The following is a 21,917-nucleotide window of genomic DNA, read 5'->3' as shown; positions in this document are numbered from 1 at the left end:
GCCCCCATGACCCCCGACCAAGTCGCTGCCTTCTGCCTGCAACTGCCCGGCGCCCGGGAAGACCTCAAATGGGGCAGCAACCGGGTGTTCTCCATCGCCGGCAACAAGATGTTCGCCATCCTCGACTTCCTGGGGGATGGCCTGACTTTCAAGGTCGACAAGGACCTCTTCCTCGGTTACGTCGACCGCCCTGGCATCAGCCCTGCCCCCTACCTGGCCCGCGCCCACTGGATCGCGATGCAACGGCCCTACCCCATGGGCGACGAGGAGCTGCGTGATCTGATCACCCGCTCCCACCAGCTGGTGGTGGCGCGCCTGCCGAAGGTCCGGCAGGTGGGGCTACGCCTCGACTGAATCCCCCAACGACAAGGAAAGTCTCATGTCCATTCGCTCCTTCGCCCTGGTCGCCCTGGTCCTGTTCGGTGGCTACACCCTCTGGGTCATGGCCATCAGCGAACAGCCCCTGCTGGAGTTCGGCGCACAGTTGATGAGCCGCGCCGATACGGCCCAGGTCGTGATCGACCTCTACCTCGCCTGTGCGCTGATCGGCATCTGGATGTACCGGGACAACCGTCGCCAGGGCCGCAGCCTGGCCTACTTGCTACCCTTCTACGTGCTGACCGCGGTGTTCGCCTCCATCGGGCCGCTGCTCTATCTGGTCATGCGCAAACCCCAGCGCCAGGAAGCCTGAAGCGATGAGAACCACCGCCCTCTGGACCCATCTGTGGAACAACCGGGCGCCCACCCAGGGCCTGGAAGACTTCCGCCTTGAGGGACGCCGTGCGGACAGCGGAATGCTGGCCTTCGACGACGACGGCAAGTCCTATCGTCTGAATTACAGCGTGGAGTACGAGAAAGGCTGGGAGCCCCGGGGTTTCAACGCCACGGTGCGTGACGGACGTGGCAGCCGCAACCTGACCCTGCGCCGGGATGGCCTGCACTGGTTTGATGGCAACGGCCAGAAGCTGCCGGAGCTGTCCGGCAGCCTCGACCTGGACCTCTGGCCCACGCCCTTCACCAACAGCCCGAGCATCTGGCGGCTGTTCCTCAACCCCGGCGAGCGGCGGGAGATCGAGACGGTCTTCGTCGAAGCCCCGCAACTGACCGTACGGCGCATGCGCCAGGCCTACACCCGCCTCGACCAGACCCATTACCTCTACCAGAACCTCGACGGCAGTGGCTTCGAGGCGGTGTTGACGCTGGATGAGGACGGCCTGGTGAATCGCTATCCGCTGTTCTTTCAGCGGTTGTGATCTGCCGCAGACATTGCTGTGGGGGCGAATTCATTCGCTAAGGGCAGCGCAGCTGCCCCGAACGCCCCAAGGGCAGACCTGCGGTCTGCTTAGCGATTGAAATCGCCCCCACAGGTGACCTGCCCTGTGAATGACCTCACGCCGGCGCGGTCTCCAGCCGGTGAATCGGCTTCCAGCGGCGCAGCTGCTGGTAGAGGGTCGGCACCACGAAGAGGGTGAAGAAAGTGCCCACCAGCAGGCCGCCGACGATCACCATGCCGATCTGCTGCCGGCTTTCCGCGCCGGCACCGCTGGCGATGGCCAGGGGCACCGAGCCCAGCACCATCGCGCCGGTGGTCATCAGGATTGGCCGCAGGCGCTTCACCGAGGCTTCCATCACCGCTTCGTGCAGGTCCACGCCCTGGCGCAGGAGCTGGTTGGCGAACTCGACGATGAGGATGCCGTGCTTGGTGATCAGGCCGATGAGGGTGACCATCCCCACCTGCGAGTAGATGTTCAGGGTGCCGCCGAAAATGGTCAGCGCAAGCAGCGCACCGGCCATGGAGAGCGGCACGCTGAAGAGGATGATCAGCGGGTCGATGAAGCTCTCGAACTGCGCCGCCAGCACCAGGTAGATGAACACCAGTGCCAGGGCGAAAATCAGCGCCACGCCGCTGCTGGAGTCCTTGAAGTCCCGCGAGGTGCCGGTGTAGTCGAACTGGGTATCCGGCGGGAACACCGCGCGAGCCGCTTCCTCCAGATAATCCAACGCCTCACCGAGGGTGTAGCCGGAGCCGACGTTGGCGGTGACGGTTACCGCGCGCAGCTGGTTGAAGTGGTTGAGTTCGCGGGGTGCCACGGTTTCCCGTACGTCGATCAGGTTGGCCAGTTGCACCATGCTGTCGTTGCGGCCGCGCACGTAGACGCGGTTGAGGTCGTCAGGATTGCTGCGGTCGACGTTGGCCAGTTGCACCAGCACGTCGTACTGCTCGCCGTTCTGCTTGAAGCGGGTCACCTGGCGGCTGCCGAACAGGCTTTCCAGGCTGCGACCGATGGCGGCCACATCGGTACCCACGGCCACTGCCTGCTCGCGGTTGACCGTGACCTTGAGTTGCGGCGAGTTGAGCTTGAGGTCGCTGTCCAGGCTCTCCAGCCCCGGGTAGTCGCGCACCCGCTCCATCAGCTGGTCGACGTAGGTCTGCAGCTCGCTGTACTCCAGCGAGGAGCGGATCACGAAGTTCACCGGCTGGTTGCGGGCGCTCTGTCCCAGGGGTGGCCGGTTGATGGGGAAGGCACGCACGCCGGGGATGTCGCGCAGCTTGGGTAATAGCTCGTCGCGAATCTCGAACTGGCTGCGCCCACGCGAGTCCCAGTCCTCCAGCTTGAGGAATGACAGCCCCTGGGCCACGGTCGGGAAACCCACCACCACCATGTAGCGGTTGGCTTCGGGGATCGACTGGTAGGCCTCTTCCAGCATCTTCGCGTAGCGGCTGGTGTATTCGATGGTGGCGCCGTCGGGGCCATTGATGGAGCCGACGATGGTGCCGGTGTCTTCGGTGGGCGCCAGCTCACTGCGCAGGCCGCTGAACAGCACCAGGCAGAGCACGAGGATGCCCGCCAGCAGCAGGATGATCAGCATCCAGACCCGCAGCACCCGCTCCAGCAGGTGGCGGTAGCTGTAGGTCAGCGCGTGGAGGAAGGATTCCACCAGGTTGTAGAAGCGCCCGTGCTGCTGCGCCGCGTGGGGCTTGAGCAACCGGCCGCACATCATCGGCGACAGCGTCAGGGCGACGAAGCCGGACACCAGCACCGCGCCGGCGAGCGTCCAGGAGAACTCCGTGAAGAGTTTGCCCGACGTGCCCTGCATGAAGCCGATGGGCGCATAGACCGCCGCCAGGGTGAGGGTCATGGCGATCACCGCGAAGGCGATCTCGCGACTGCCCTTGTAGGCCGCCTGGATCGGCGACATGCCCTCCTCGATGTGCCGGTGGATGTTCTCCAGCACCACGATGGCGTCGTCCACCACCAGGCCGATGGCGAGCACCATGGCCAGCAACGTCAGGGTGTTGATGGAGAAGCCCAGCAGCACCATCAGGCTGAAGGCGCCAATCAGCGAGACCGGGATGGTGACCAGGGGAATCAGGGTGGCGCGCAGGGAGCGCAGGAACAGGAAGATGATCAGGATGACCAGCACCACCGCTTCCCAGATGGTGGTGTAGACGTTGTCGATGGACTCGCGGATGAACAACGAGTTGTCGTTGGCGATGGTCATTTTCATGCCGTCGGGCAGCAACGCACGGACTTCCGGCAGCGCGGCATCGAGCCCGTCGGAAATCTCCAGCGGGTTGGCCGTGGCCTGCTTGACCAGTCCCAGGGACACTGCCGCGCGTCCGTTGAAGCGCACGATGCTGCGCTCGTCCGCCGCGCCCACTTCGGCGTGGCCGACATCGGCCAGGCGCAGCAGGTAGCCGCGCTGGTCGTTGAGGATCAGGTCGTTGAATTCCTCCGGGGTACGCAGGTCGGTTTCCGACAGCACGCTGAACTCGCGCTGCACCGACTCGATGCGGCCGGCGGGAATCTCCACGTTCTGCCGGCGCAGGGCATCTTCCACGTCCTGCACCGTGAGGTCGTGGGCGGCGAGTTTTTCCGGGTCCAGCCAGATGCGCATGGCGAAACGCCGGGCACCCCGGATCTGCACCTCAGAGACACCCGGGATGGTCTGCAGGCGGTCCCGTATCACCCGCTCCAGTACGTCGGTGATCTCCATCGCCGAGTGCTGCTCGCTGTAGAAGGCGATCCAGATCACCGGCTGGGCGTCGGCCTCGACCTTCTGCACGATGGGTTCATTGATCTCGTCCGGCAGCAGGCCACGCACGCGGCCCAGGCGGTCGCGCACGTCGTTGGCCGCTTCGTCGGCGTTGGTGCCGAGGCGGAACTGGGCGGTGATCTGGGTGTTTTCCGAACGGCTGATGGAGGCGACGAAGTCCAGGCCCTCGATGCCGGACAATACGTCCTCGATGGGCTGGGCCACCTGGGATTCCATGATCTCCGGGCTGGCGCCGGGGTAGATCACGTTGACGGTAACGATGGGCACGTCGATGTTGGGGTATTCCCGCACCGCCAGCCGCTGGTAGGCCAGCAAGCCGAGCAGGACCAGGATCAGTGACAGGACGGTGGCGAATACCGGCCTGCGGATGCACACATCTGAGAGGGTCATACGCCACCCCGCGCTACGGTGCGGACCTCCAGCCCTGGGCTGACTTTCTGCCAGCCCGCGGTAATGACCTGCTCGTCGCCCTGCAGGCCTTCACGGACCTCGGCCTTGCCGCGCAGGCGCTGGCCGATCTTGATGGGGCGCCGCTCCACCTTGCCGTCCACCACCAGGTTGACGAACAACTGGTGTCCCAGGGGCATTACGGCTTCCTCGGGGATCAGCAAGGCTTGCGGGCGCTCGGCGAGGATCACCGACACCTTCACGAATTGGCCGGGCTTGAGGCGGTGGTCCTGGTTGGGGATCTGCGCGCGAATCGCCTGGCTGCGGCCGACCTCATCCAGGCGTGGATTGAGGGCGATGATCGCGCCCCGGAAGCGTTCGCCCGGGTAAGCGTCCAGGCTCAGCTCCACCGCCTGGCCGATGTTCACCTGGCTCACCGCCTTCTGCGGCACGCGGAAATCCACCTTGAGTGGGTCCAGCACCTCCAGGTTGACCATGTCCTGGCCGGCGCTGAGGTAGTCGCCGACGCTTACCAGACGCAGGCCGAGGGTGCCGTCGTAGGGGGCGCGGATCTGGGTCTTGTCGAGGCGCGCCTGGGCCAGCGCCAGGCTGGCGCGGGCGGCCTGTTCCTGGGACAGGGATTCGTCCTGGGCCTGGGCATTGCTGGCGCCGCGAGCGAACAGCATCTTCGCCCGCTGGTAGCTCTTCTCCGCCAGGTCCAGGTTGGCCCGTGCCTGCGCCAGCTCGGCGCGGGCGATGGCGTCGTCCAGGCTGATGAGCAAGTCGCCGCCCTTGACCGCCTGGCCTTCCTGGAAATGCAGGGTGGCCACCCTGCCCTCCACTTCCGGGCGGATCATCACCGACTCGTCCGAGCGCAGGGACCCGAAGGTCACCAGCTCGTCGCGCACCAGCGCCCGTTGCGGTTCGGCCACTTCCACCAGAGGCGCCTCCTGGGCCATGGCGGACAACGAGGCAAGCGCCCCGAACAACAGCCAAACACTGCGACGGACCTTCATCTGGAGCCTCTGGGACGATTCGGAAGGAAAGGAGCCTGCCGACTATATCGGCAGGCTCGCCAGTGGCATTACAGAGATAATGCCACTCTGTGCCGCATTGTTTCGCCTTACTGACGCATGCCCCGTCCGCTCACCAATAGACGGATGCAGGCGGTGTAGAGGATGACCATGGTCAGCAGCATCAGGGCGATGGCGACACCAATGTTGATGTCGGAAACGCCGAGGATGCCGTAACGGAAGGCGTTGACCATGTGCAGGATGGGGTTGCCCAGGGACACCGCCTGCCAGAACGGCGGCAGCAGGTTGATCGAGTAGAACACGCCGCCCAGGTAGGTCAGCGGGGTCAGCACGAAGGTCGGGATGATCGAGATATCGTCGAAGTTGCGTGCGTAGACGGCGTTGATGAAGCCACCCAGGGAGAAGATGGTGGCAGTCAGCAGCACCACCAGCGCGGTCACCCCGATGTGGTGCACCTGGAGCTTGGTGAAGAACAGCGACAGGAAAGTCACGATCACCCCCACCGCCAACCCGCGCAGCACGCCACCGATGGTGTAGCCGAGGAGGATGGTGTGCGCCGACACCGGCGATACCAGGAGCTCCTCCACCGAACGCTGGAACTTGCTGCCGAAGAAGCTCGACACCACGTTGCTGTAGGAGTTGGTGATCACCGACATCATGATCAGGCCGGGGACGATGTAGTCCATGTAGCTGAAGCCGCCCATGTCGCCGATCTGCCGGCCGATCAGGTTGCCGAAGATGACGAAGTACAGCGCCATGGTGATGGCCGGGGGCAGCAGGGTCTGCGGCCAGATCCGCATGAAACGGCGGACTTCACGGGTGACGATGGTATTGAGGGCGACCAGGTTGGCGGAGAGTTCCGAACTCATACGGCCACCTTCGCCAGGTTTTTCTCCACCAGGGACACGAACAGCTCCTCGAGGCGATTGGACTTGTTACGCATGCTCAGCACGTCGATGTTCAGGGCGGCGAGCTGGCGGAACAGCTCGGTCAGGCCCTGGCTCTTCTCCACCTGCACTTCCAGGGTGTGGTCATCCACCAGTTCGGCCGGGTAGCCGTTGAGCTGCGGCACCACTTCCAGGGGCTCCTTGAGATCGAGCAGGAAGGTTTCCTTGTGCAGCTTCTTCAGCAGCTCCTTCATGCTGGTGTTCTCGACGATCCGACCGTGGTCGATGATGCCGATGTTGCGGCAGAGCTGCTCGGCCTCTTCCAGGTAGTGCGTCGTCAGGATGATAGTGATGCCCTGCTCGTTGAGCTCGGTGAGGAAGCTCCACATGGAACGGCGCAGCTCGATGTCCACGCCTGCGGTGGGTTCGTCGAGGATCAGCAGGCGCGGTTGGTGGATCAGCGCGCGGGCGATCATCAGGCGGCGCTTCATGCCACCGGACAGCTCGCGGGATGCCGAATTGCGCTTCTCCCACAGGCCGAGCTGGTTCAGGTACTGCTCGGCGCGCTCCTTGGCGACCTTCGCCGGAATGCCGTAGTAACCCGCCTGGGTCACGACGATGTCGAAGACCTTCTCGAACTGGTTGAAGTTGAACTCCTGGGGCACCACGCCCAGGCAGCGCTTGAGCGCATAGGGCGATTTGTCCAGGTCGTTGCCGAAGACGCTGACGCTGCCGCTGGTCTTGTTCACCAGGGTGGACAGGATGCCGATGGTGGTGGACTTGCCCGCGCCGTTGGGGCCGAGCAAGGCGAAGAAATCACCTTCGGCCACTTCCAGATCGATGCCCTTGAGGGCCTGGAAGCCATTGCCGTAGGTCTTGGTCAACTGCCGGATGGACAGGGCGGAACTCATAGTGGATTCGTCTGCTTCAAGGGGAAGTGGCTAGATAAGGCTAAATGCCAGCAAATTCAACCATGCATCGCTGCACATCAGCCTAGGTTCCAATGGCCAGGTCGGCGAGCTGGGGACTCAGGTGAGCGCCGTCATCACTGCCTTGCGATACGCAGGCCGCGCCGTCAGGCGTTCGTACCAGGCCTGGAGGTGGGGCAGCTCCGGCCGCAGGATGGGAATCTCGAACCAGGCATAGGCGAAGCAACCCAAGGGGATGTCGCCCATGGCGAAGGCGTCGCCGGAAAGGTACGGACGCTGGGCCAGGGCCCGGTCGGGAATAGCCAGCAGCTCGCCGCAACGGGTCAGCGCGGCGTCGATCAGCGCCTGGTTGCGCTCGGCCGGCGGTGTGCGCAGGGTGCCCCAGAACAGGTCGCGGAAGGGCGTGGCGAAGCTGGAGGTGGTCCAGTCCATCCACTTGTCACCCTCGGCGCGCGCCACCGGGGATTCCGGGTACAGGGTGCCTGCTGCATAACGCGCGGCCAGGTAGCGGACGATGGCGTTGGACTCCCAGAGCACCAGGTCGCCATCCTCGATCATCGGCACCAGGCCGTTGGGATTGCGCGCACGGTAGGCCGGCTCGTTGACCAGCCCGAAAGCGCCGCCGGCATCCCGCTGTTCGTACGCGACACCGACTTCTTCCGCCGCCCAGAGCGCCTTGCGCACGTTGGTGGAATTGATTCGCCCCCAGATCTTCAGCATTGCGACACTCCAGGCCGGTTGGACAGGGGCACCATTCTAGGGCGCCGCGTCAGGCGACGGAATGCCGAATCCTCCAGATCTTCTCGTTCGCGGTGGACTTCCGGCACCGCTGCCAGGTCTGTTCGAAAAGTCGTCGAGCGAAGGTCAGGCTAGGCAAAAAACGGTGAGGAAGCGGAGTTAACGAGCTGTTAATGAGCATTCCGAACCGGTTTTTAACGACGCATCACCGAGCGCAGGCACTTTTCGTACAAGACCTAGAGGCGGAAATTCCCCGCCATACCCTGAAGCTCCTGGCCCAGGCGGGCCAGCTGCACGCTTGAGGTCGCAGTTTCATCCATGGCCGCGGCGGACTGGTCGGCAATGTCGCGGATGCTGGTGACACTGCGATTGATCTCCTCGGCCACCGCGCTCTGCTGCTCCGCTGCCGCCGCGATCTGCTGGTTCATCTGATGGATCAGGGTCACGGCTTCGGCGATGCCGGCCAAGGCCTCTTCGGTCAGGTTGGCGTCGCGTACGGTCAGGTCCACCAGGCTTTCGCTCTGCTGCATGTGCTCCACCGAGTTGCGTACGCCTTCTCGCAGGGTGGCGATCAGCCGCTCGATCTCGGCGGTGGACTGCTGGGTGCGCCGCGCCAGCGCCCGCACCTCGTCCGCCACCACGGCAAAACCGCGGCCCTGCTCACCGGCGCGGGCTGCCTCGATGGCAGCGTTGAGCGCCAGCAGGTTGGTCTGCTCGGCGACGCTCTTGATCACATCCAGCACGGTGCCGATGCTCTGGGTGTCATGGCTCAGGCGCTGGATGCTGGAAGTGGTTTCTTCCATCGCATGGGCCAGTTGGTTGACCCGCTCCAGGGTCTGGCGCACCACCTGGCTGCCCGTGCTGACGCGGTTGTCGGCCGCCTCGGTGGAGCTGGCAGCGGCCTCTGCGTTGCGCGCCACCTCCTGCACCGTGGCGGCCATCTCGCTCATGGCGGTGGCCACCTGATCAGTTTCCTCCTTCTGGCCGTTGACGCCGACGCGGGTCTGCTCGGTGACGCTGGACAGCGCCTGCGCCGAGGCGGAAATCTGCGCGACCCCGCCCTGCAGGCGGCCGACCATGTCCCGCAGGTTGGCGGACATGCCCCGCATGGCTTCCATCAATTGGCCGATCTCGTCGCGGCGCTGCACCTCGATGCTGGCACTGAGATCACCCTCGGCAATCTGCTGTGCCAGACCGATGACTCGCCGCAGCGGCCGGACGATCAGCAGGCTGATCAGCACCGTGGCGGCCAGCCCGATCACCAGCGCCAGCGCCGCCGCCAGCAGAATCAGCAGCGAACTGGAATCCTGTTGGGCGCGCATGTCGGCCTTCTGCAGTTCATAGGCCCGTTCCACGGCCTGCACCACGCGATCAGCCTCGGCGGCCAGGTGCGCGTACTCCTGGCGCTGCTGGGCCAGGGTGGCGGTGTAATCCTTGAGGCGTTCGTTGAAGGAGTCGACGTTGCCGATCACTTCGGTGAGCACGGCGGCGTAGCCGGGATCCTGCATGCCGTCACGCAGTTCGGCGGCAAGCTTCTGGGCGTCCAGGGCTTCCTGGATCTGCGGCGCGCCGGCTTCCTCGCTGCCGCGGCTCTGCTCCAGGCGCAGACGGGCCTGGTTGAGTGCCTGCAGGAGCAACTGATAGACGCGGCCGATCTGCCCACCCTGGGTCACCAGGTCGGCACCTTCAGCACCCTGGGAGCTTTTCAGCAAGTCGACGCCATCCTCGTTCAGGCCGCTCTGCAGCACATCGAGGCTGTTGGAGGCGCTGACCACCAGCCAGTTGGCCGCTTCCAGGGCCAGGCGCTGGTTATCGGTGAGTTCCACGTAGCGGTCGAAGGCGCCACGGTATTCGGCCATGGCCTGGGTGACTTCGCCCAGGGCGTCGTGACCCGGTCCGCTCAGTTGCGCGGCCAGCGCCTCGCTGCGGGCGACGATGGCTTCAGCCTGCTGGCGCAGCGCGTCGGCATGCTTGGCGTCGGAGGTGAGGGCGTAGTCCTTTTCCGTGCGGCGAATCACCAGCACGTCGCCGCTGATGGCGCGCATCTCTTCCAGCAGACGGGCCCTGTCGTCCACGGCACGCAGGGCGGTGAAGCCGGTGGCGGCCACCACCAGGGTCAGCGCCAGCACGACGCCGAATCCCAGCATCAGCTTGCTGGCAGTACTCAGGCTGGCCAGCCGGTGTTGCAAGACAGTCCACATGCTCCTACCTCCCCGCAAGGCGACAACTGCATGGACGCGATCTGTCATCCGCTTCCCTGAAAGGGCGAACATAGGAGCAGCCGGATGCTGGCGACAAGCCACAATCCCGCCGCCCGGATTGACCTGCTGTTTTTGGCTAAGTGGAGGTCGTTTCTGGATCGCTTTCTATGCTTCCTACGGAACCTCGGGGAACTGACCCAGGCCAATAAAGGAACTTGGCCTGAGAATTAGGCTTGACTCAGGACTCGCCAAGGAGGACGTCATGACCACGCCATCACCCACCCATTGGCACGCCCAGACGGTCGAGGACAGCCTGCAGCGACTGGACAGCGGGCCGACCGGACTGGACGCGGAGGAAGCCGGGCGCCGCCTGGCCAGCTTTGGGCCCAACCGCCTGCCCGAACGTGCCGGGGCCGGGCCGCTCAAGCGCTTCCTGCTGCAGTTCCACAACCTGCTCATCTATGTATTGCTGGCCTCGACCCTGGTCACCCTGGCCCTGGGCGAATGGCTGGATAGCGCCGTGATCTTCGGCGTGGTGCTGATCAATGCCGTGGTCGGTTTCATCCAGGAAGGCAAGGCGGAGTCGGCCATGCGCGCCATCCAGAAGCTGCTGACCCTGGACAGTCGGGTCAAACGCAGCGGCGAAGTGCGCCAGGTGCCTGCCGAGGAACTGGTACCGGGCGACCTGGTGCTGCTGGAAGCCGGCGACCGCGTACCAGCGGACCTGCGCCTGGTGGAAACCCGTGACCTGCGCATCGAGGAAGCCGCGCTCACTGGCGAGTCCGTTCCCGCCGACAAGACCAGCCGTCCCGTCACCGTCGACGCCAGCCTGGGCGACCGGCAGAGCATGGCCTACTCGGGCACCCTGGTCAGCGCCGGTAGCGGCGTGGGTCTGGTAGTGGCGACCGCAGGCGAGACCGAGCTGGGGCGCATCAGCCACCTCTTGGGCTCCGTGGAGCAGCTGCAGACCCCGCTTCTGGCGGACATGGCCCGCTTCGCCCGCCAGCTCACCCTGATCATCCTGGTGCTGGCAGCGGCCACCTTCGTCTTCGGTATCCTGCTGCGTGGCTACAGTGCCGACGACATGCTGATGGCCGCCGTGGGCCTGGCCGTGGCCGCCATTCCCGAGGGTCTGCCAGCGGTGCTGACCATCATCCTCGCCCTGGGGGTGCAACGCATGGCTCGCCGCCAGTCGATCATCCGCCGGCTACCAGCCGTGGAAAGCCTGGGGGCGGTGACGGTGGTCTGCTCCGACAAGACCGGTACCCTGACCCGCAATGAAATGACGGTGCAGCGCGTCTACACCGCTGCCCGCCGCTACGAGATTTCCGGCGTGGGCTATGCGCCCGAAGGCGATGTCAGCCCCAGTGGCGACCTGGCCCATGACCTTCACGAGCTGGCGCGGGCCGGATTACTGGCCAACAGTGCCAGCCTCTGCGAAGTGGACAACCAGTGGTGCATCACCGGCGATCCCACCGAAGCCGCCCTGCTCACCCTGGCCGGCAAGCTGCAACTCGATTCGAGCGACGAAGCCTTGCGCCAGCCCCGGGTGGACGCCATTCCCTTCAGCTCCGAGCGCCGCTATCTGGCCAGCCTGCACCGCGATGAAAAGGGCCAGGGCGTGATCTACCTGGTTGGCGCACCGGAACGCTTACTGGAAGTTTGCGACCAGCAATGGCGCGATGCTGCCGCCGAGCCGCTGGACCCACGCATCTGGGACGACGTGTTGGATGAAGGCGCGGCCGCCGGCCTACGCATGATAGGCCTGGCCCGTCGCGCTATCGGCAGCGGCCAACACGAGCTGGATCATGCCGACCTGGACAGCGGCTTCGTGCTGCTGGGCCTGGTGGGGATGATGGACCCGCCGCGAGAAGAGGCCATCCTCGCCATCGAGGACTGCCACAACGCCGGCATCCACGTGAAGATGATCACCGGCGACCACGCCGCCACCGCCGCCGCCATCGCCGAAAGACTGGGCCTGCCGTCCGGTACCCCGCTGACCGGCGCCGACCTGGACGACCTGACCGACACCGAACTGGATGCCCTGCTCCGGGAAACCAGCGTGTTCGCCCGCACCAGCCCGAGCCACAAGCTGCGCCTGGTGGAGCGCCTGCAGGCGATCGGCGAGCGGGTGGCCATGACCGGCGACGGCGTCAACGACTCCCCTGCCCTCAAACGCGCCGACATCGGCATCGCCATGGGCATCAAGGGCACCGAGGCGGCCAAAGAAGCGGCGCAGATGGTGCTGGCGGACGACAACTTCGCCACCATCGCCCACGCCGTGGAGGAAGGCCGCACCGTCTACGACAACCTGAAGAAGTCCATCCTCTTCATCCTGCCCACCAACGGCGCCCAGGCCTTCGTCCTGCTGACCGCCATCCTGCTCGGTCTGACGCTGCCGATCACGCCGCTGCAGATCCTCTGGGTGAACATGATCACCGCGGTCACCCTGGCCCTGGCGCTGGCCTTCGAGCCTGCCGAAGACGACCTTATGGCGCGGCCGCCGAGGGACCCCAAGGCTCCGCTGCTGTCCGGCGAATTGCTCTGGCTGATCCTGCTGGTATCGGTGCTGCTGACCCTGGCCAGCCTGGGGCTGTTCATTCACTCCCAGCAGCTCGGCTGGAGCATGGAAGCCAGCCGCACCCTGGCGGTGAACGCGCTGGTGTTCGGCGAAATCGGCTACCTGTTCAGCAGCCGGCGCCTGAATGGCCCGGCGCGCTTCGGCATCCGGGACAACCCGATGGTCTGGGCCATGGTGGGCCTGATGGTGCTGCTGCAACTAGGCTTCACCTACGTGCCCGCGCTGCAGTCGCTGTTCGGCACCCGTGGGCTGAGCCTGGAAGGCTGGGGCTGGTGCCTGGCCACGGCGGTCGCCACCTGTGCGGTAGCCGAGGCCGACAAGTGGCTGCGCCACTACATCGCCAGTAAAAGACGCCCGCCCCTGACCTGACGCCGATCGAGCAACGTGACGTTGCGGACGACGGTTGCGCCCCTTGGTGGTGATCTACGGGCAAGTCAGGTGGTGCGGCTCAGGTCGGCCGCACCATGTTGAAGGTGTCACGGGTGCGGGTATAGGCGCTGCCGCCCAGGCGCCCCACCAGGTCCAGGCGTTGCGGGTCCACCCTACCCACGTCGGTCAGCACCGAATCATCGATGTGCGCCAGCAGCACCTCAGCGAACACCAGGTGGCAATTGGGATTGGCGCGCGGATAGGGCTGGATTTCCGCCAGCTTGCACTCGAAAGCCACCGACGCGCCCTGCACACGCGGCGGACGCACGCGCAGCGAAGGCTCCGTGGCGATACCGCAGGCCTCGAACTCGCTCTCGCCGTGGGGCAGCAGAGCCGCGCTGGCATTCATGGCCTCCGCCTGCTCGAAGGAAACCAGATGGATCACCAGCTCGCCGGTGTCCTGCACGTTGCGCAGGGTGTCCTTGAGCTGCCCGTCGCCACGGGTGTTGATATTCACCAGCAGCGTCGCCGGGTTGTCACTGATGATCTGGAAGAAACTGAACGGCGCCAGGTTGCTGACCCCATCCTTCGACAGGGTGGAAACCCAGGCAATGGGACGCGGGGTGATGGTTGAAGCTAGCCAGCGATAAGCATCCAGCGGCGCCAGCTGGGAGAAGTCGAGCTGCATGGAAAAGCTCCAGCGAGGAGGAAACAGCGATTATGCCCTGCCGCCGAAGTCACGACATAGACGCCTCAAGGCCGCGCGCCCCAGGGGAGGGTCAATAGGCCTCAACCCCACCGGCGGAGACACCCGCCTCATGACGAGCCGGTATGTACTGATCGAGACCGACCCGGACCTCGGCCTGCTCATCCACCTCCACTTCCGCCTCCGAGCCGCCCGCTACACCCGGCCCCATGGCCTGTCGCGCCGACTGGATCAACTGAAGATTGCGACTGCGCAGATCGGCATCGTTGCGTGTTCGTGCGTTGGACCGCATCGCCAGCGCCACAGCCTGCGCATATTGCCCTTGCTGGAACCGCACCTGACCCAGCTGATGCAGGATCGCCGGATTGTTCGGCTCGATACGCAGGGCGCGCTCCAGGGTGTCGCCCGCCAGCTCTACCTCGCCGTACTCCAGCTGCAGCGCCGCTGCTTCCAGAAAAGCGCCCGACGCACCATTGCTCCGCGGACCAGAAGCGAACGCGGGTAAGGTGACGGCCGCGCAGACGGCAAGCAACAGAGTCGGGAAGAATTTCCTGTGGCGCATCGGGGTGCTCTCACCTGAGTTCAGATAGGACGGGATGGGAAAATCTCGGCGAACTCCGACTCTCGCCAATGCCTGAAGTTCCCGTTGGTCCTGGGGCTTGGCTAGCCCGACCAGAACGGCAATTTCGGCATGGAGCAGTTCGCCAAGGCCGTATCCCCAGGAATCCTGGTGGGTGGTGCCGGCAGTGGCCCTTTTGGCGGCCATGCCTCGATCAACCAGGGCAGCGACGGAGGTTGTTTCGCCAGGCCCAACAGCGGCAGTAGAGACGCTGGCTCGAGGCGATCGAAATCTCCCACCTGGACCAGACCAACGAGAGCGACCTCAACCTGGCACGAGGCAGGCCAGACCTGAGCCCGGAGTGGCGTTATCGGGTGCAGGGGATCAAGGCGCAGATTGACAAGACGAAGTGGCTGGGGGAGCAGGTGGTGCATCGGTTGGGCGATGGGGGCATGACGACCGCAATGGAACTCGAAAACAGCCGACAACATCCCCCAATAGAGTCGAGCCCTCCAAAGTTGACAATTTAGCAACCTCACCCTAAGGTTGCTAAAACATCAACAAGGACGGACATGCACGTTTTCAAGAAGAAGGCTTTCACTGATGCATGTGAGCAGTACCCCGTGAAAGCAACGAGCATCATGGAAATCTTCAAGGTCTTGGACAAGTCCACCGCCCGCACCCCGCTGGAGCTCAAGGCGACCTTGTCATCGCTGGACAACTTCACCCACCGACACGGCTGGTGGGTGATCGACATAGGCGGCAACGAACTGCGCCTGATTGCCGCCATCGATTTCGAGAAGCAACGGATTTTCGTCAAACACATCTTCAACCACGCCGAGTACGACAAGGCCAACAAGTGGTACCGAAGCCCCAAGAACACAGGAGTCATGCCATGAGCGCCGTCGCCATCGACTACGCCCCGACTGCCGGCATCCACGAACTGGCGGAGCACCTCAAGAAATTCCAGCGCAGCCTCGAGCGCGCTGGCGGCACCATTATCCAGAGCATCACCAGCGAAGCTGAGTACGACCGCGCCCTGGCACTGCTGGACGAACTCACCGAAGTAGCCGAGCAAACCCCGCAAACCGAGCGTCTGGTCGACCAGCTCTGCCTGGCCATCAAACGCTATGAGGACACCGCCCCCCAGTTCGCCGAGTTCAATGCCGGCGTGGAGGCCATCACCGGCGTGCAGATGCTGAAGTTCCTGATGGCTCAGAACCATCTCACCGGTTCTGACCTACCAGAGATCGGCGACAAGACCGTGGTATCGCGCACCCTCAATGGCAAGCGCACCCTGAGCAGCGCGGATATCCAGGCGCTGTCGAAGCGCTTCCATGTAGAGCCGAGCGTGTTCTTCCCAGTGGTCTGAGCCTCTCAATGCCAGGCACAGGCCCCGCGGGGCCTGTGTCCAAGTCTCAAGGACGCTGACCATGAAATGCCCAGCCTGCGGCCAGGCTGACCTGGTCCACGACGTTCGCGACATTCCATACATCTACAAGGGCGAGAGCACCCTCATCCCCAACGTAGAAGCGGACTGGTGCAATACCTGCGGAGAGTCCCTCACAGGTCCGGCGGAATCCAAGCGAGTCATGCTGGCCATGAACCTTGCCCGGCAGCAGGTCAACGCACGAGCCGGACAGCTCGAACTGATCTGAGCGGCATGACATCAGCGCTAGCTCACCCAAGTTGCAAGCACGGGAAATATTCAGCGGTGATCCTATCCAGCCTCTACAAGAATGGCGACGCGGACGGGCCAGTGCTTAGTGTTTCGAAGGGTGGTCCATCGTCCTTATACTGCCGCCCCGGGGCTCAGGCTCGTGCCGCCGTCGCTTCAAGGAAGAGAAGATGAACTCGCTGTACTGGATGTTCCTGCTGTACTTCGCCTTTCCAGCCGCGTCAGGCGCAACTGCCCACTACTCCTCAAAGACAAGCCTCTTCTCCAGGGCGTCAGCTCGAATCAAACCTTACCTTTCACCCCTAAAAAACTTACCCCAAGCTGCCTTTCAAGGTAATTGCTCAATCCCTAGTACCACGCTGGTTTCAGGCCACTCAGAAGCCCGAATTACCAAAATTATCTTTTCCGATAGCGTTCCTAGGAATCAGAGAGAACGCCTCCCCTTTCTATTGGGCCATACGACACCTGCAGGTAGACCGCCAGCAGCAGAAAGGGACCAATTCGCATTGTCAACGTTCAGCCAGCAGCCAGCCTGCCCGCTTTCCAGGGCACCGAAGAAATGCAGAAAAATCGACCCATCTAGCGCGCAGGCGTGGCGGGGGGGCCGACGGCGCGCGCCAGGAATGACACTTTCGCCCCCCAATGCTGCGCGCAACGATGCCCGGTCCCAGTCATAGCTGGTACCGCCCCCCTTGAACTGGAACGCTTCGAGAAACACCCAATGCTGGGGAATATCCCCCACTGAAACGGGGGCTTCACTTTCGGACTCCGCAGGTGAACGCCTCGGTGCCCCCTCCCATAGCCATTCTGTCCTGGGGTAGCACCGGTGGTACGGCAGTTGCTTAGTTCCCGGCACCTGGCCGACGGAGCATCGGTCGCCTAGAAGGCCTGCTTACATTGCAAACCAGTGCCTTTTCAGGTGTCCGTCCCGCCGGAGGTGCGGTCGGTTACATCAATGCATACCGCAGCCAGCTGGGTGATTGGTCACGGCCGTTTTGATTACGTCCTGTCCATCTCCCCCGGTAGAGAGACCCTGATGCAGAAATTGGCCTGATTCGATTCACGGCTCCTCATCTGGCCACAGATCTCGTGCTGGTTGTCGCATAGCTCGTCCCCAGGCTGGGGCGTTTCGAGACGATGCCGTAACGGAGAATCACCATGCTTGTAAAACAATGCTTACTGGCGCTGGCAATCGGTGGCGCCTTTTCCGCAGCAACCGTGCTAGTGCCCGACTCCATTACGAGCTTCTCCAGCGCATATGCCAAGGATGGTGGTGGTAACGGCGGTGGGGGTGGTAGCGGAGGCGGTGGGGGTCATGGAGGAGGTGGCGGTGGTCATGGTGGGGGTGGCCACGGCGGAGGTGGAGGTCATGGGGGAGGTGGCCATGGAGGAAATGGCAGTGGTGGAGGCCATGGCGGCAATGGCGGTGGCCACGGAGGTTCGAGCCATGGAGGGGATAGCACGGGGCGCGGCAGCGACAGTGATCACGGCGGCGCGCGCAGTGGGCGTGGCGACGATGACGGTGCAAGTCATGAGGCGGGCGGACCACATGGTGTGGGGCATAGTGCCGACGATGGCCCAGGGCATGACGTAGGCGAAGCCCACGGTGTGGGTCATGGAGCCGATGATGGGGCCGACCACGATGTCGGCGATGATCATGGCGGGCGGGCGGCCGGCGAGCCCGGAGATGATCGAGGCGGAGTCTGAGCGGCGCCCCGGGAGAACCTCGGAAGCCTTCCGAGGTTCCCGGAGCCTTCCGGCCACCTCTCCTGTAACCCGTAATCAATCTTGGTCTTGCAGATCGATGATCGGGCAGCACGTATCGCTAACATTCGCATCACACTCGTAAAGGCCTGCAGAACCGCTAAAGAACATGGTCTGACCGGCTGCGCCGCGTTGAGCCTGTTGCCAAGGAACTTCAGCGCGTGAAATGTCGGCCGAAAGCAGTCGGTACGCCGAGGTGCAATACAGCGAGTGGGAGATGTTAGGAGTCAGTGAAGGAGATCTGGAGCGGATCAGAACCAGGCTGTTGGAGCTTCTTGTCAGGACCTGAGCTGCCTTTACTCAACCATGATCGTCCGGTAAAGCGCCGGGTATCCGCTCGTGGCACACCGAGTTGAAATTGTCTGAAATTGCTTTTCAGTAATACCAAGTAAGTGCAGCAGCGACTAGCACGCTATCGTCATTGGACCCCAGAATCTCTTCGGCAGCCTTACCCGGTCGCGCGTATCCTCCCAAGAAATATGCCGAGAGACGTTCGGTTGCCTGCCACTCCACGTAGAGATTGATATCCGATGAAAAATCGCTATACGCACTAACTCCGCGCTTGTCATACAGGCGAGTGTCATAGAACATCAGTCCAGTCTTCAATGTGTCAATTGGCTGCACAGAGACCTTGTACATATTTACGCGGGAATTCTTGAAGAACCATATATTGTCGGTGATCTTGCCTTGGTACCAGTTGCCGTACGTATCCATGCAACCATATGCCAGTAAATCGTATCCAGGACTGAATTCCGAGTGCATGTATTTCAGGCTTGGGCGCCAAGGCTTATCTGAGAAGGTGTACTCGACACCCGCGTACCAGGCATGTTCGTTATCGCTCTTTTTCTGGTCGACATAGCCTGCATTGAGATCCAGATCGGGGACGCCAACTACATTGGCGAAGTTCAGTCTCACCATGCTCACATCCAGATCATCTCGCTGTTCAACGTCCGCATCACGCGTCCGCAACCGAGTCAATCCGAGCAAATTTTCCTCACCTCGCCACTCGATGTTGACGCCTCGCATGCCGAGCCGGTCGCGGTAGTCCAAGGCATCAATGTCGTAGTTACCGAGTAGATCGAACATGTCCACATGCAGATTTTCGTGATCCAGTTGGGCAACTACGGCTCGATCGAATGCCAGGCGCAGGCCCATTAATCCTGCGCCGTCGCGACCTTGGTCAAGGTGGCCGTCACCGATCAGGAAGCCATCACCAATATAGAAGGCCTGTCTACCAGCGCTCAGCTTGAGAGCATCCTGTCCGAGTTGCGGAAACAGATCGGCGCTTTTCCAGCCGACATACAGCTCCTCCACCGCAGCTCTCCGCGGATTACCGCGCGCAAGCCCTACAGCGTCGGTATCGCCATGACTGAACGCGCCCATGACCGAACCGGCGCCGTAGAAATCACCGAAACCTTCTGTTTCATGGGTCAATTTCAAACCCGGTAGAGCCATACCTTCGAAGCGCTTTGAACTTCGATCAATCTTTGAACCAATAATACTGGATGAGCTACCGAAGTCTTGGTTCTTGCCATTGATATAACCAAGAGTAACCATTAATGATGGCTCAAGCACCCAATCTTCATGGCGAATTGGTTCAGCAGCACTTGCATATGCCGCCCATACAACGCACGAAGCAATAGCGCTCGCGGCAATCAGATTTCTTGTATTTTTCATTTTTTGCCCAACTTAGAAACGATGAAGTCCGGAGCTGCCAAATAGAAAATTGGCACCTCGCGAGTATTGTTATTGTCATTACACCAGCCGCTTCAATCAGGAATTCAGCCTCTACCTCCAAAACTCCTTAGATATCCATCCTCAAAGACCAGCAATAGATCGAACTCTCGATGCAAGAGCCATGTTTAAACAAGGCCTCGTCGCTCGACTTCAAAGAAAGCCATTTTTGGAATACCGCAAAAGCGCCAACCACACCTTGATAGTAATTAGTGCGCGCTTGGAAGTCGTGTTATATCCAATATTAGAAATACAGATAGAACACTCAGAATTTGCAAATCAGACGTGAAGTGTGCACGTTACGCGAGATCAAGTCGCCGATTGCCAATGACACTTGTTCCGCTTCTCGACGAGCATTAATGATCAAGCCGTGATCCTGTGACTTGCCACACACCGGGTCGGTCTTGCTGGCATCTCCGGTGAGCATGAAGGCTTGGCATCGGCATCCTCCGAAGTCTTTCTCTTTTTCGTCACACGAGCGGCAGGGCTCGGGCATCCAGTCGTAGCCGCGGAAGCGGTTGAAGCCGAACGAGTCGTACCAGATGTGCCGCAGGTCGTGGTCGCGCACGTTGGGGAACTGCACCGGCAGCTGACGCGCGCTGTGGCAGGGAAGCGCGGTGCCGTCGGGGGTGATGGTCAGGAACAGGCTGCCCCAGCCGTTCATGCAGGCCTTGGGACGTTCTTCGTAATAATCCGGGGTAACGAAGATCAGTTTGCACGGGTTGCCGTCGTCCTTGAGCCTGGCCCGGTACTCGTTGGTGATGCGCTCGGCTCGCTCCAGCTGGGCGCGGGTCGGCAGCAGGCCGAGGCGGTTGAGGTGCGCCCATCCGTAGAACTGGCAGGTGGCGAGCTCGACGAAGTCGGCTTCCAGGGCAATGCATAGCTCGATGATGTGGTCGATCTTGTCGATGTTGTGCCGGTGGGTAACGAAGTTCAGCACCATCGGGTAACCGTGGGCCTTCACCGTCCGGGCCATCTCCAGCTTCTGCGCGAAGGCCTTCTTCGAGCCGGCCAGCAGGTTGTTCACCTGCTCGTCGCTGGCCTGGAAGCTGATCTGGATATGGTCCAGCCCGGCTTTCTTGAACGCAGCGATCTTCTGCTCGGTGAGGCCGATGCCGGAAGTGATCAGGTTGGTGTAGTAACCCAGGCGCCGGGCTTCGCCGATCAGCTTGGCCAGGTCCTGGCGCACCAACGGCTCGCCGCCGGAGAAGCCGATTTGCGCGGCGCCCATCTCACGGGCTTCGGCCATCACCTTGAACCACTGTTCGGTGCTCAGCTCCTTGCCCTGCTCGGCGAAATCCAGCGGGTTGGAGCAGTACGGGCACTGCAACGGGCAGCGATAGGTGAGTTCGGCCAGCAGCCACAGCGGCAGGCCGACCGGCACCTCAGGCGAGGGTGATCCAGTGTTCGACACGGGCCACCTCCATGAATTGCTCGATGTCGTCGGCGACCTCGGATACACCGGGGAACTCCTGCTCCAGTTCATGGACAATCGCCGCGACAGTGCGCTGCCCATCGATCAGTCCACCGATCAGGCCGGCGCTGCGGTTGAGCTTGATCATCCCCTCGGGGTACAGCAGCACGTGCCCCTTCTGCGCCCGTTCGTACTGGAAACGATAGCCGGGGCGCCAGGCGGGAACTTTTTGACGATCGAAACTCATAGGGCGATCCCCTTGTGCCAGACCCGCTCGCTTGTGACGCTGTGATACGGCGGGCGGTTCAGTTCATAGGCCATGCTAATGGCGTCCAGCATGCTCCACAGGATATCCAGCTTGAACTGCAGGATTTCCAGCATGCGCGACTGCCCTTCGCGGGTGGTGTAGTGCTGCAAGGTGATCGCCAGGCCATGCTCCACGTCGCGCCGGGCCTGGCCCAGGCGGGTGCGGAAGTACGCGTAGCCGGACGGGTCGATCCAGGGGTAATGCTGCGGCCAGCTGTCCAGGCGCGACTGGTGGATCTGCGGGGCGAACAGTTCGGTCAGCGAGCTGCTGGCCGCCTCCTGCCAGGTCGCGCGACGGGCGAAATTGACGTAGGCGTCCACCGCAAAACGCACCCCCGGCAGCACCAGCTCCTGCGAGAGCACCTGCTCGCGGTCGAGGCCCACCGCCTCGGCCAGGCGCAGCCAGGCCTCGATGCCGCCTTCCTCGCCGGGGGCGCCGTCGTGGTCCTGGATGCGCTGGACCCATTCGCGGCGGGTGTCGCGGTCCGGGCAGTTGGCGAGGATGGCGGCGTCCTTCAGCGGGATGTTCACCTGGTAGTAGAAGCGGTTGGCCACCCAGCCCTGGATTTGT

At 63.0% G+C, this 21,917-nt stretch carries 20 protein-coding genes; 7 read left to right on the top strand and 13 right to left on the bottom strand.

From position 1 onward, the window contains the following. The first annotated feature begins 6 nt into the window (after positions 1 to 6). The 3 genes from E8F06_RS24540 to E8F06_RS24530 are packed head-to-tail and all read left to right on the top strand — an operon-like array spanning position 7 to position 1,253. A complete protein-coding gene (locus E8F06_RS24540) occupies positions 7 to 354 on the top strand; it encodes an MmcQ/YjbR family DNA-binding protein (protein WP_280371918.1) in 348 nt (115 codons plus the stop codon). A 25-nt stretch (positions 355 to 379) separates the two neighbouring features. After that, positions 380 to 691 carry a DUF2834 domain-containing protein gene (locus E8F06_RS24535; RefSeq protein ID WP_280371917.1) on the top strand — a complete coding sequence of 104 codons (312 nt, stop codon included), beginning with the start codon at positions 380 to 382 and terminating at the stop codon, positions 689 to 691. 4 nt (positions 692 to 695) lie between these two features. After that, the gene (locus E8F06_RS24530; protein ID WP_280371916.1) at positions 696 to 1,253 is read left to right on the top strand and encodes a putative glycolipid-binding domain-containing protein; all 558 of its coding nucleotides are present in this window, start codon (positions 696 to 698) and stop codon (positions 1,251 to 1,253) included. 136 nt (positions 1,254 to 1,389) lie between these two features. On the opposite strand, the gene E8F06_RS24525 is transcribed toward E8F06_RS24530, so the two are convergent. The 6 genes from E8F06_RS24525 to E8F06_RS24500 all read right to left on the bottom strand — a co-directional run bounded on the left by E8F06_RS24525 (position 1,390) and on the right by E8F06_RS24500 (position 10,235). Further along, entirely contained in the window at positions 1,390 to 4,449 is a 3,060-nt protein-coding gene (locus tag E8F06_RS24525; protein ID WP_280371915.1) for an efflux RND transporter permease subunit, read from the bottom strand. Beyond that, on the bottom strand, positions 4,446 to 5,462 hold the full coding sequence (locus E8F06_RS24520) for an efflux RND transporter periplasmic adaptor subunit (protein ID WP_280371914.1): 1,017 nt from the start codon (positions 5,460 to 5,462) through the stop codon (positions 4,446 to 4,448). Before E8F06_RS24520 ends, E8F06_RS24525 begins: the two co-directional genes overlap by 4 nt. A 107-nt stretch (positions 5,463 to 5,569) precedes the next feature. Then, positions 5,570 to 6,349 carry an ABC transporter permease gene (locus tag E8F06_RS24515; RefSeq protein WP_280371913.1) on the bottom strand — a complete coding sequence of 260 codons (780 nt, stop codon included), beginning with the start codon at positions 6,347 to 6,349 and terminating at the stop codon, positions 5,570 to 5,572. Then, positions 6,346 to 7,278 carry an ABC transporter ATP-binding protein gene (locus E8F06_RS24510; protein WP_190832258.1) on the bottom strand — a complete coding sequence of 311 codons (933 nt, stop codon included), beginning with the start codon at positions 7,276 to 7,278 and terminating at the stop codon, positions 6,346 to 6,348. The genes E8F06_RS24515 and E8F06_RS24510 overlap by 4 nt, the downstream gene beginning before the upstream one ends. 117 nt (positions 7,279 to 7,395) lie before the next feature. Further along, complete coding sequence (locus E8F06_RS24505) at positions 7,396 to 8,016, bottom strand: glutathione S-transferase (RefSeq protein ID WP_280371912.1); 621 nt, start codon at positions 8,014 to 8,016, stop codon at positions 7,396 to 7,398. A 254-nt stretch (positions 8,017 to 8,270) separates the two neighbouring features. Then, on the bottom strand, positions 8,271 to 10,235 hold the full coding sequence (locus E8F06_RS24500; RefSeq protein ID WP_280371911.1) for a methyl-accepting chemotaxis protein: 1,965 nt from the start codon (positions 10,233 to 10,235) through the stop codon (positions 8,271 to 8,273). Between the two features lie 262 nt (positions 10,236 to 10,497). Between E8F06_RS24500 and E8F06_RS24495 the strand changes: the two genes are divergently transcribed. Then, complete coding sequence (locus E8F06_RS24495) at positions 10,498 to 13,185, top strand: cation-transporting P-type ATPase (protein ID WP_280371910.1); 2,688 nt, start codon at positions 10,498 to 10,500, stop codon at positions 13,183 to 13,185. A 79-nt stretch (positions 13,186 to 13,264) separates the two neighbouring features. Here the strand turns inward: E8F06_RS24495 and E8F06_RS24490 are convergent, their stop codons facing one another. Together E8F06_RS24490 and E8F06_RS24485 are read right to left on the bottom strand one after the other, a co-directional pair. Next, positions 13,265 to 13,873, bottom strand: coding sequence for a flavin reductase family protein (locus E8F06_RS24490; protein ID WP_280371909.1), 609 nt, complete (start codon positions 13,871 to 13,873; stop codon positions 13,265 to 13,267). A gap of 91 nt (positions 13,874 to 13,964) precedes the next feature. Further along, a complete protein-coding gene (locus E8F06_RS24485; RefSeq protein WP_280371908.1) occupies positions 13,965 to 14,657 on the bottom strand; it encodes a tetratricopeptide repeat protein in 693 nt (230 codons plus the stop codon). A 416-nt stretch (positions 14,658 to 15,073) separates the two neighbouring features. Between E8F06_RS24485 and E8F06_RS24480 the strand changes: the two genes are divergently transcribed. The 3 genes from E8F06_RS24480 to E8F06_RS24470 all read left to right on the top strand — a co-directional run bounded on the left by E8F06_RS24480 (position 15,074) and on the right by E8F06_RS24470 (position 16,108). Further along, positions 15,074 to 15,349 (top strand): type II toxin-antitoxin system HigB family toxin, encoded by a 276-nt coding sequence (locus tag E8F06_RS24480; RefSeq protein WP_280371907.1) that lies wholly within the window; start codon positions 15,074 to 15,076, stop codon positions 15,347 to 15,349. After that, positions 15,346 to 15,822, top strand: coding sequence for a transcriptional regulator (locus E8F06_RS24475; RefSeq protein ID WP_280371906.1), 477 nt, complete (start codon positions 15,346 to 15,348; stop codon positions 15,820 to 15,822). Before E8F06_RS24480 ends, E8F06_RS24475 begins: the two co-directional genes overlap by 4 nt. 61 nt (positions 15,823 to 15,883) lie before the next feature. Then, positions 15,884 to 16,108 (top strand): type II toxin-antitoxin system MqsA family antitoxin, encoded by a 225-nt coding sequence (locus tag E8F06_RS24470; RefSeq protein ID WP_280371905.1) that lies wholly within the window; start codon positions 15,884 to 15,886, stop codon positions 16,106 to 16,108. Between the two features lie 1,241 nt (positions 16,109 to 17,349). Here E8F06_RS24470 and E8F06_RS29360 read toward each other — a convergent pair. The 5 genes from E8F06_RS29360 to pqqC all read right to left on the bottom strand — a co-directional run. Then, positions 17,350 to 17,787 (bottom strand): hypothetical protein, encoded by a 438-nt coding sequence (locus E8F06_RS29360; RefSeq protein WP_348532267.1) that lies wholly within the window; start codon positions 17,785 to 17,787, stop codon positions 17,350 to 17,352. Positions 17,788 to 18,267: 480 nt separating this feature from the next. Next, positions 18,268 to 19,569: a hypothetical protein gene (locus E8F06_RS24460; protein WP_280371904.1), complete on the bottom strand. Its 1,302-nt coding sequence runs from the start codon at positions 19,567 to 19,569 to the stop codon at positions 18,268 to 18,270. Between the two features lie 322 nt (positions 19,570 to 19,891). Then, entirely contained in the window at positions 19,892 to 21,040 is a 1,149-nt protein-coding gene (pqqE, locus tag E8F06_RS24455) for a pyrroloquinoline quinone biosynthesis protein PqqE (RefSeq protein WP_280371903.1), read from the bottom strand. Then, positions 21,012 to 21,287: a pyrroloquinoline quinone biosynthesis peptide chaperone PqqD gene (pqqD, locus tag E8F06_RS24450; protein WP_280371902.1), complete on the bottom strand. Its 276-nt coding sequence runs from the start codon at positions 21,285 to 21,287 to the stop codon at positions 21,012 to 21,014. Before pqqD ends, pqqE begins: the two co-directional genes overlap by 29 nt. Further along, positions 21,284 to 21,917 (bottom strand): pyrroloquinoline-quinone synthase PqqC (gene pqqC, locus E8F06_RS24445; RefSeq protein ID WP_280371901.1); only part of this gene is annotated, 634 nt, incomplete at its 5' end. The genes pqqD and pqqC, both read right to left, overlap by 4 nt.

The sequence above is a fragment of the Pseudomonas sp. BN411 genome (genome assembly GCF_029871235.1).
Classification (GTDB): domain Bacteria; phylum Pseudomonadota; class Gammaproteobacteria; order Pseudomonadales; family Pseudomonadaceae; genus Metapseudomonas.
Note: the sequence above shows the minus strand (reverse complement) of the source record. Positions and strands in the feature narration are given on the sequence as shown.

Excerpts from the sequence above, each read along its gene's own strand:
- E8F06_RS24530 (WP_280371916.1), top strand. The coding sequence starts at position 696 with ATGAGAACCACCGCCCTCTGGACCCATCTGTGGAACAACCGGGCGCCC.
- E8F06_RS24520 (WP_280371914.1), bottom strand. The coding sequence starts at position 5,462 with ATGAAGGTCCGTCGCAGTGTTTGGCTGTTGTTCGGGGCGCTTGCCTCG.
- E8F06_RS24470 (WP_280371905.1), top strand. The coding sequence starts at position 15,884 with ATGAAATGCCCAGCCTGCGGCCAGGCTGACCTGGTCCACGACGTTCGC.
- pqqD (WP_280371902.1), bottom strand. The coding sequence starts at position 21,287 with ATGAGTTTCGATCGTCAAAAAGTTCCCGCCTGGCGCCCCGGCTATCGT.
- E8F06_RS24510 (WP_190832258.1), bottom strand. The coding sequence starts at position 7,278 with ATGAGTTCCGCCCTGTCCATCCGGCAGTTGACCAAGACCTACGGCAAT.
- E8F06_RS24515 (WP_280371913.1), bottom strand. The coding sequence starts at position 6,349 with ATGAGTTCGGAACTCTCCGCCAACCTGGTCGCCCTCAATACCATCGTC.
- E8F06_RS24505 (WP_280371912.1), bottom strand. The coding sequence starts at position 8,016 with ATGCTGAAGATCTGGGGGCGAATCAATTCCACCAACGTGCGCAAGGCG.
- E8F06_RS29360 (WP_348532267.1), bottom strand. The coding sequence starts at position 17,787 with ATGATCATCGCCGACATCGTGGTCGGCCCCATCATCGGCTCCATGACC.
- E8F06_RS24485 (WP_280371908.1), bottom strand. The coding sequence starts at position 14,657 with ATGGCCGCCAAAAGGGCCACTGCCGGCACCACCCACCAGGATTCCTGG.
- E8F06_RS24535 (WP_280371917.1), top strand. The coding sequence starts at position 380 with ATGTCCATTCGCTCCTTCGCCCTGGTCGCCCTGGTCCTGTTCGGTGGC.
- E8F06_RS24500 (WP_280371911.1), bottom strand. The coding sequence starts at position 10,235 with ATGTGGACTGTCTTGCAACACCGGCTGGCCAGCCTGAGTACTGCCAGC.
- E8F06_RS24525 (WP_280371915.1), bottom strand. The coding sequence starts at position 4,449 with ATGACCCTCTCAGATGTGTGCATCCGCAGGCCGGTATTCGCCACCGTC.
- E8F06_RS24490 (WP_280371909.1), bottom strand. The coding sequence starts at position 13,873 with ATGCAGCTCGACTTCTCCCAGCTGGCGCCGCTGGATGCTTATCGCTGG.
- E8F06_RS24460 (WP_280371904.1), bottom strand. The coding sequence starts at position 19,569 with ATGAAAAATACAAGAAATCTGATTGCCGCGAGCGCTATTGCTTCGTGC.
- E8F06_RS24475 (WP_280371906.1), top strand. The coding sequence starts at position 15,346 with ATGAGCGCCGTCGCCATCGACTACGCCCCGACTGCCGGCATCCACGAA.
- E8F06_RS24495 (WP_280371910.1), top strand. The coding sequence starts at position 10,498 with ATGACCACGCCATCACCCACCCATTGGCACGCCCAGACGGTCGAGGAC.
- E8F06_RS24540 (WP_280371918.1), top strand. The coding sequence starts at position 7 with ATGACCCCCGACCAAGTCGCTGCCTTCTGCCTGCAACTGCCCGGCGCC.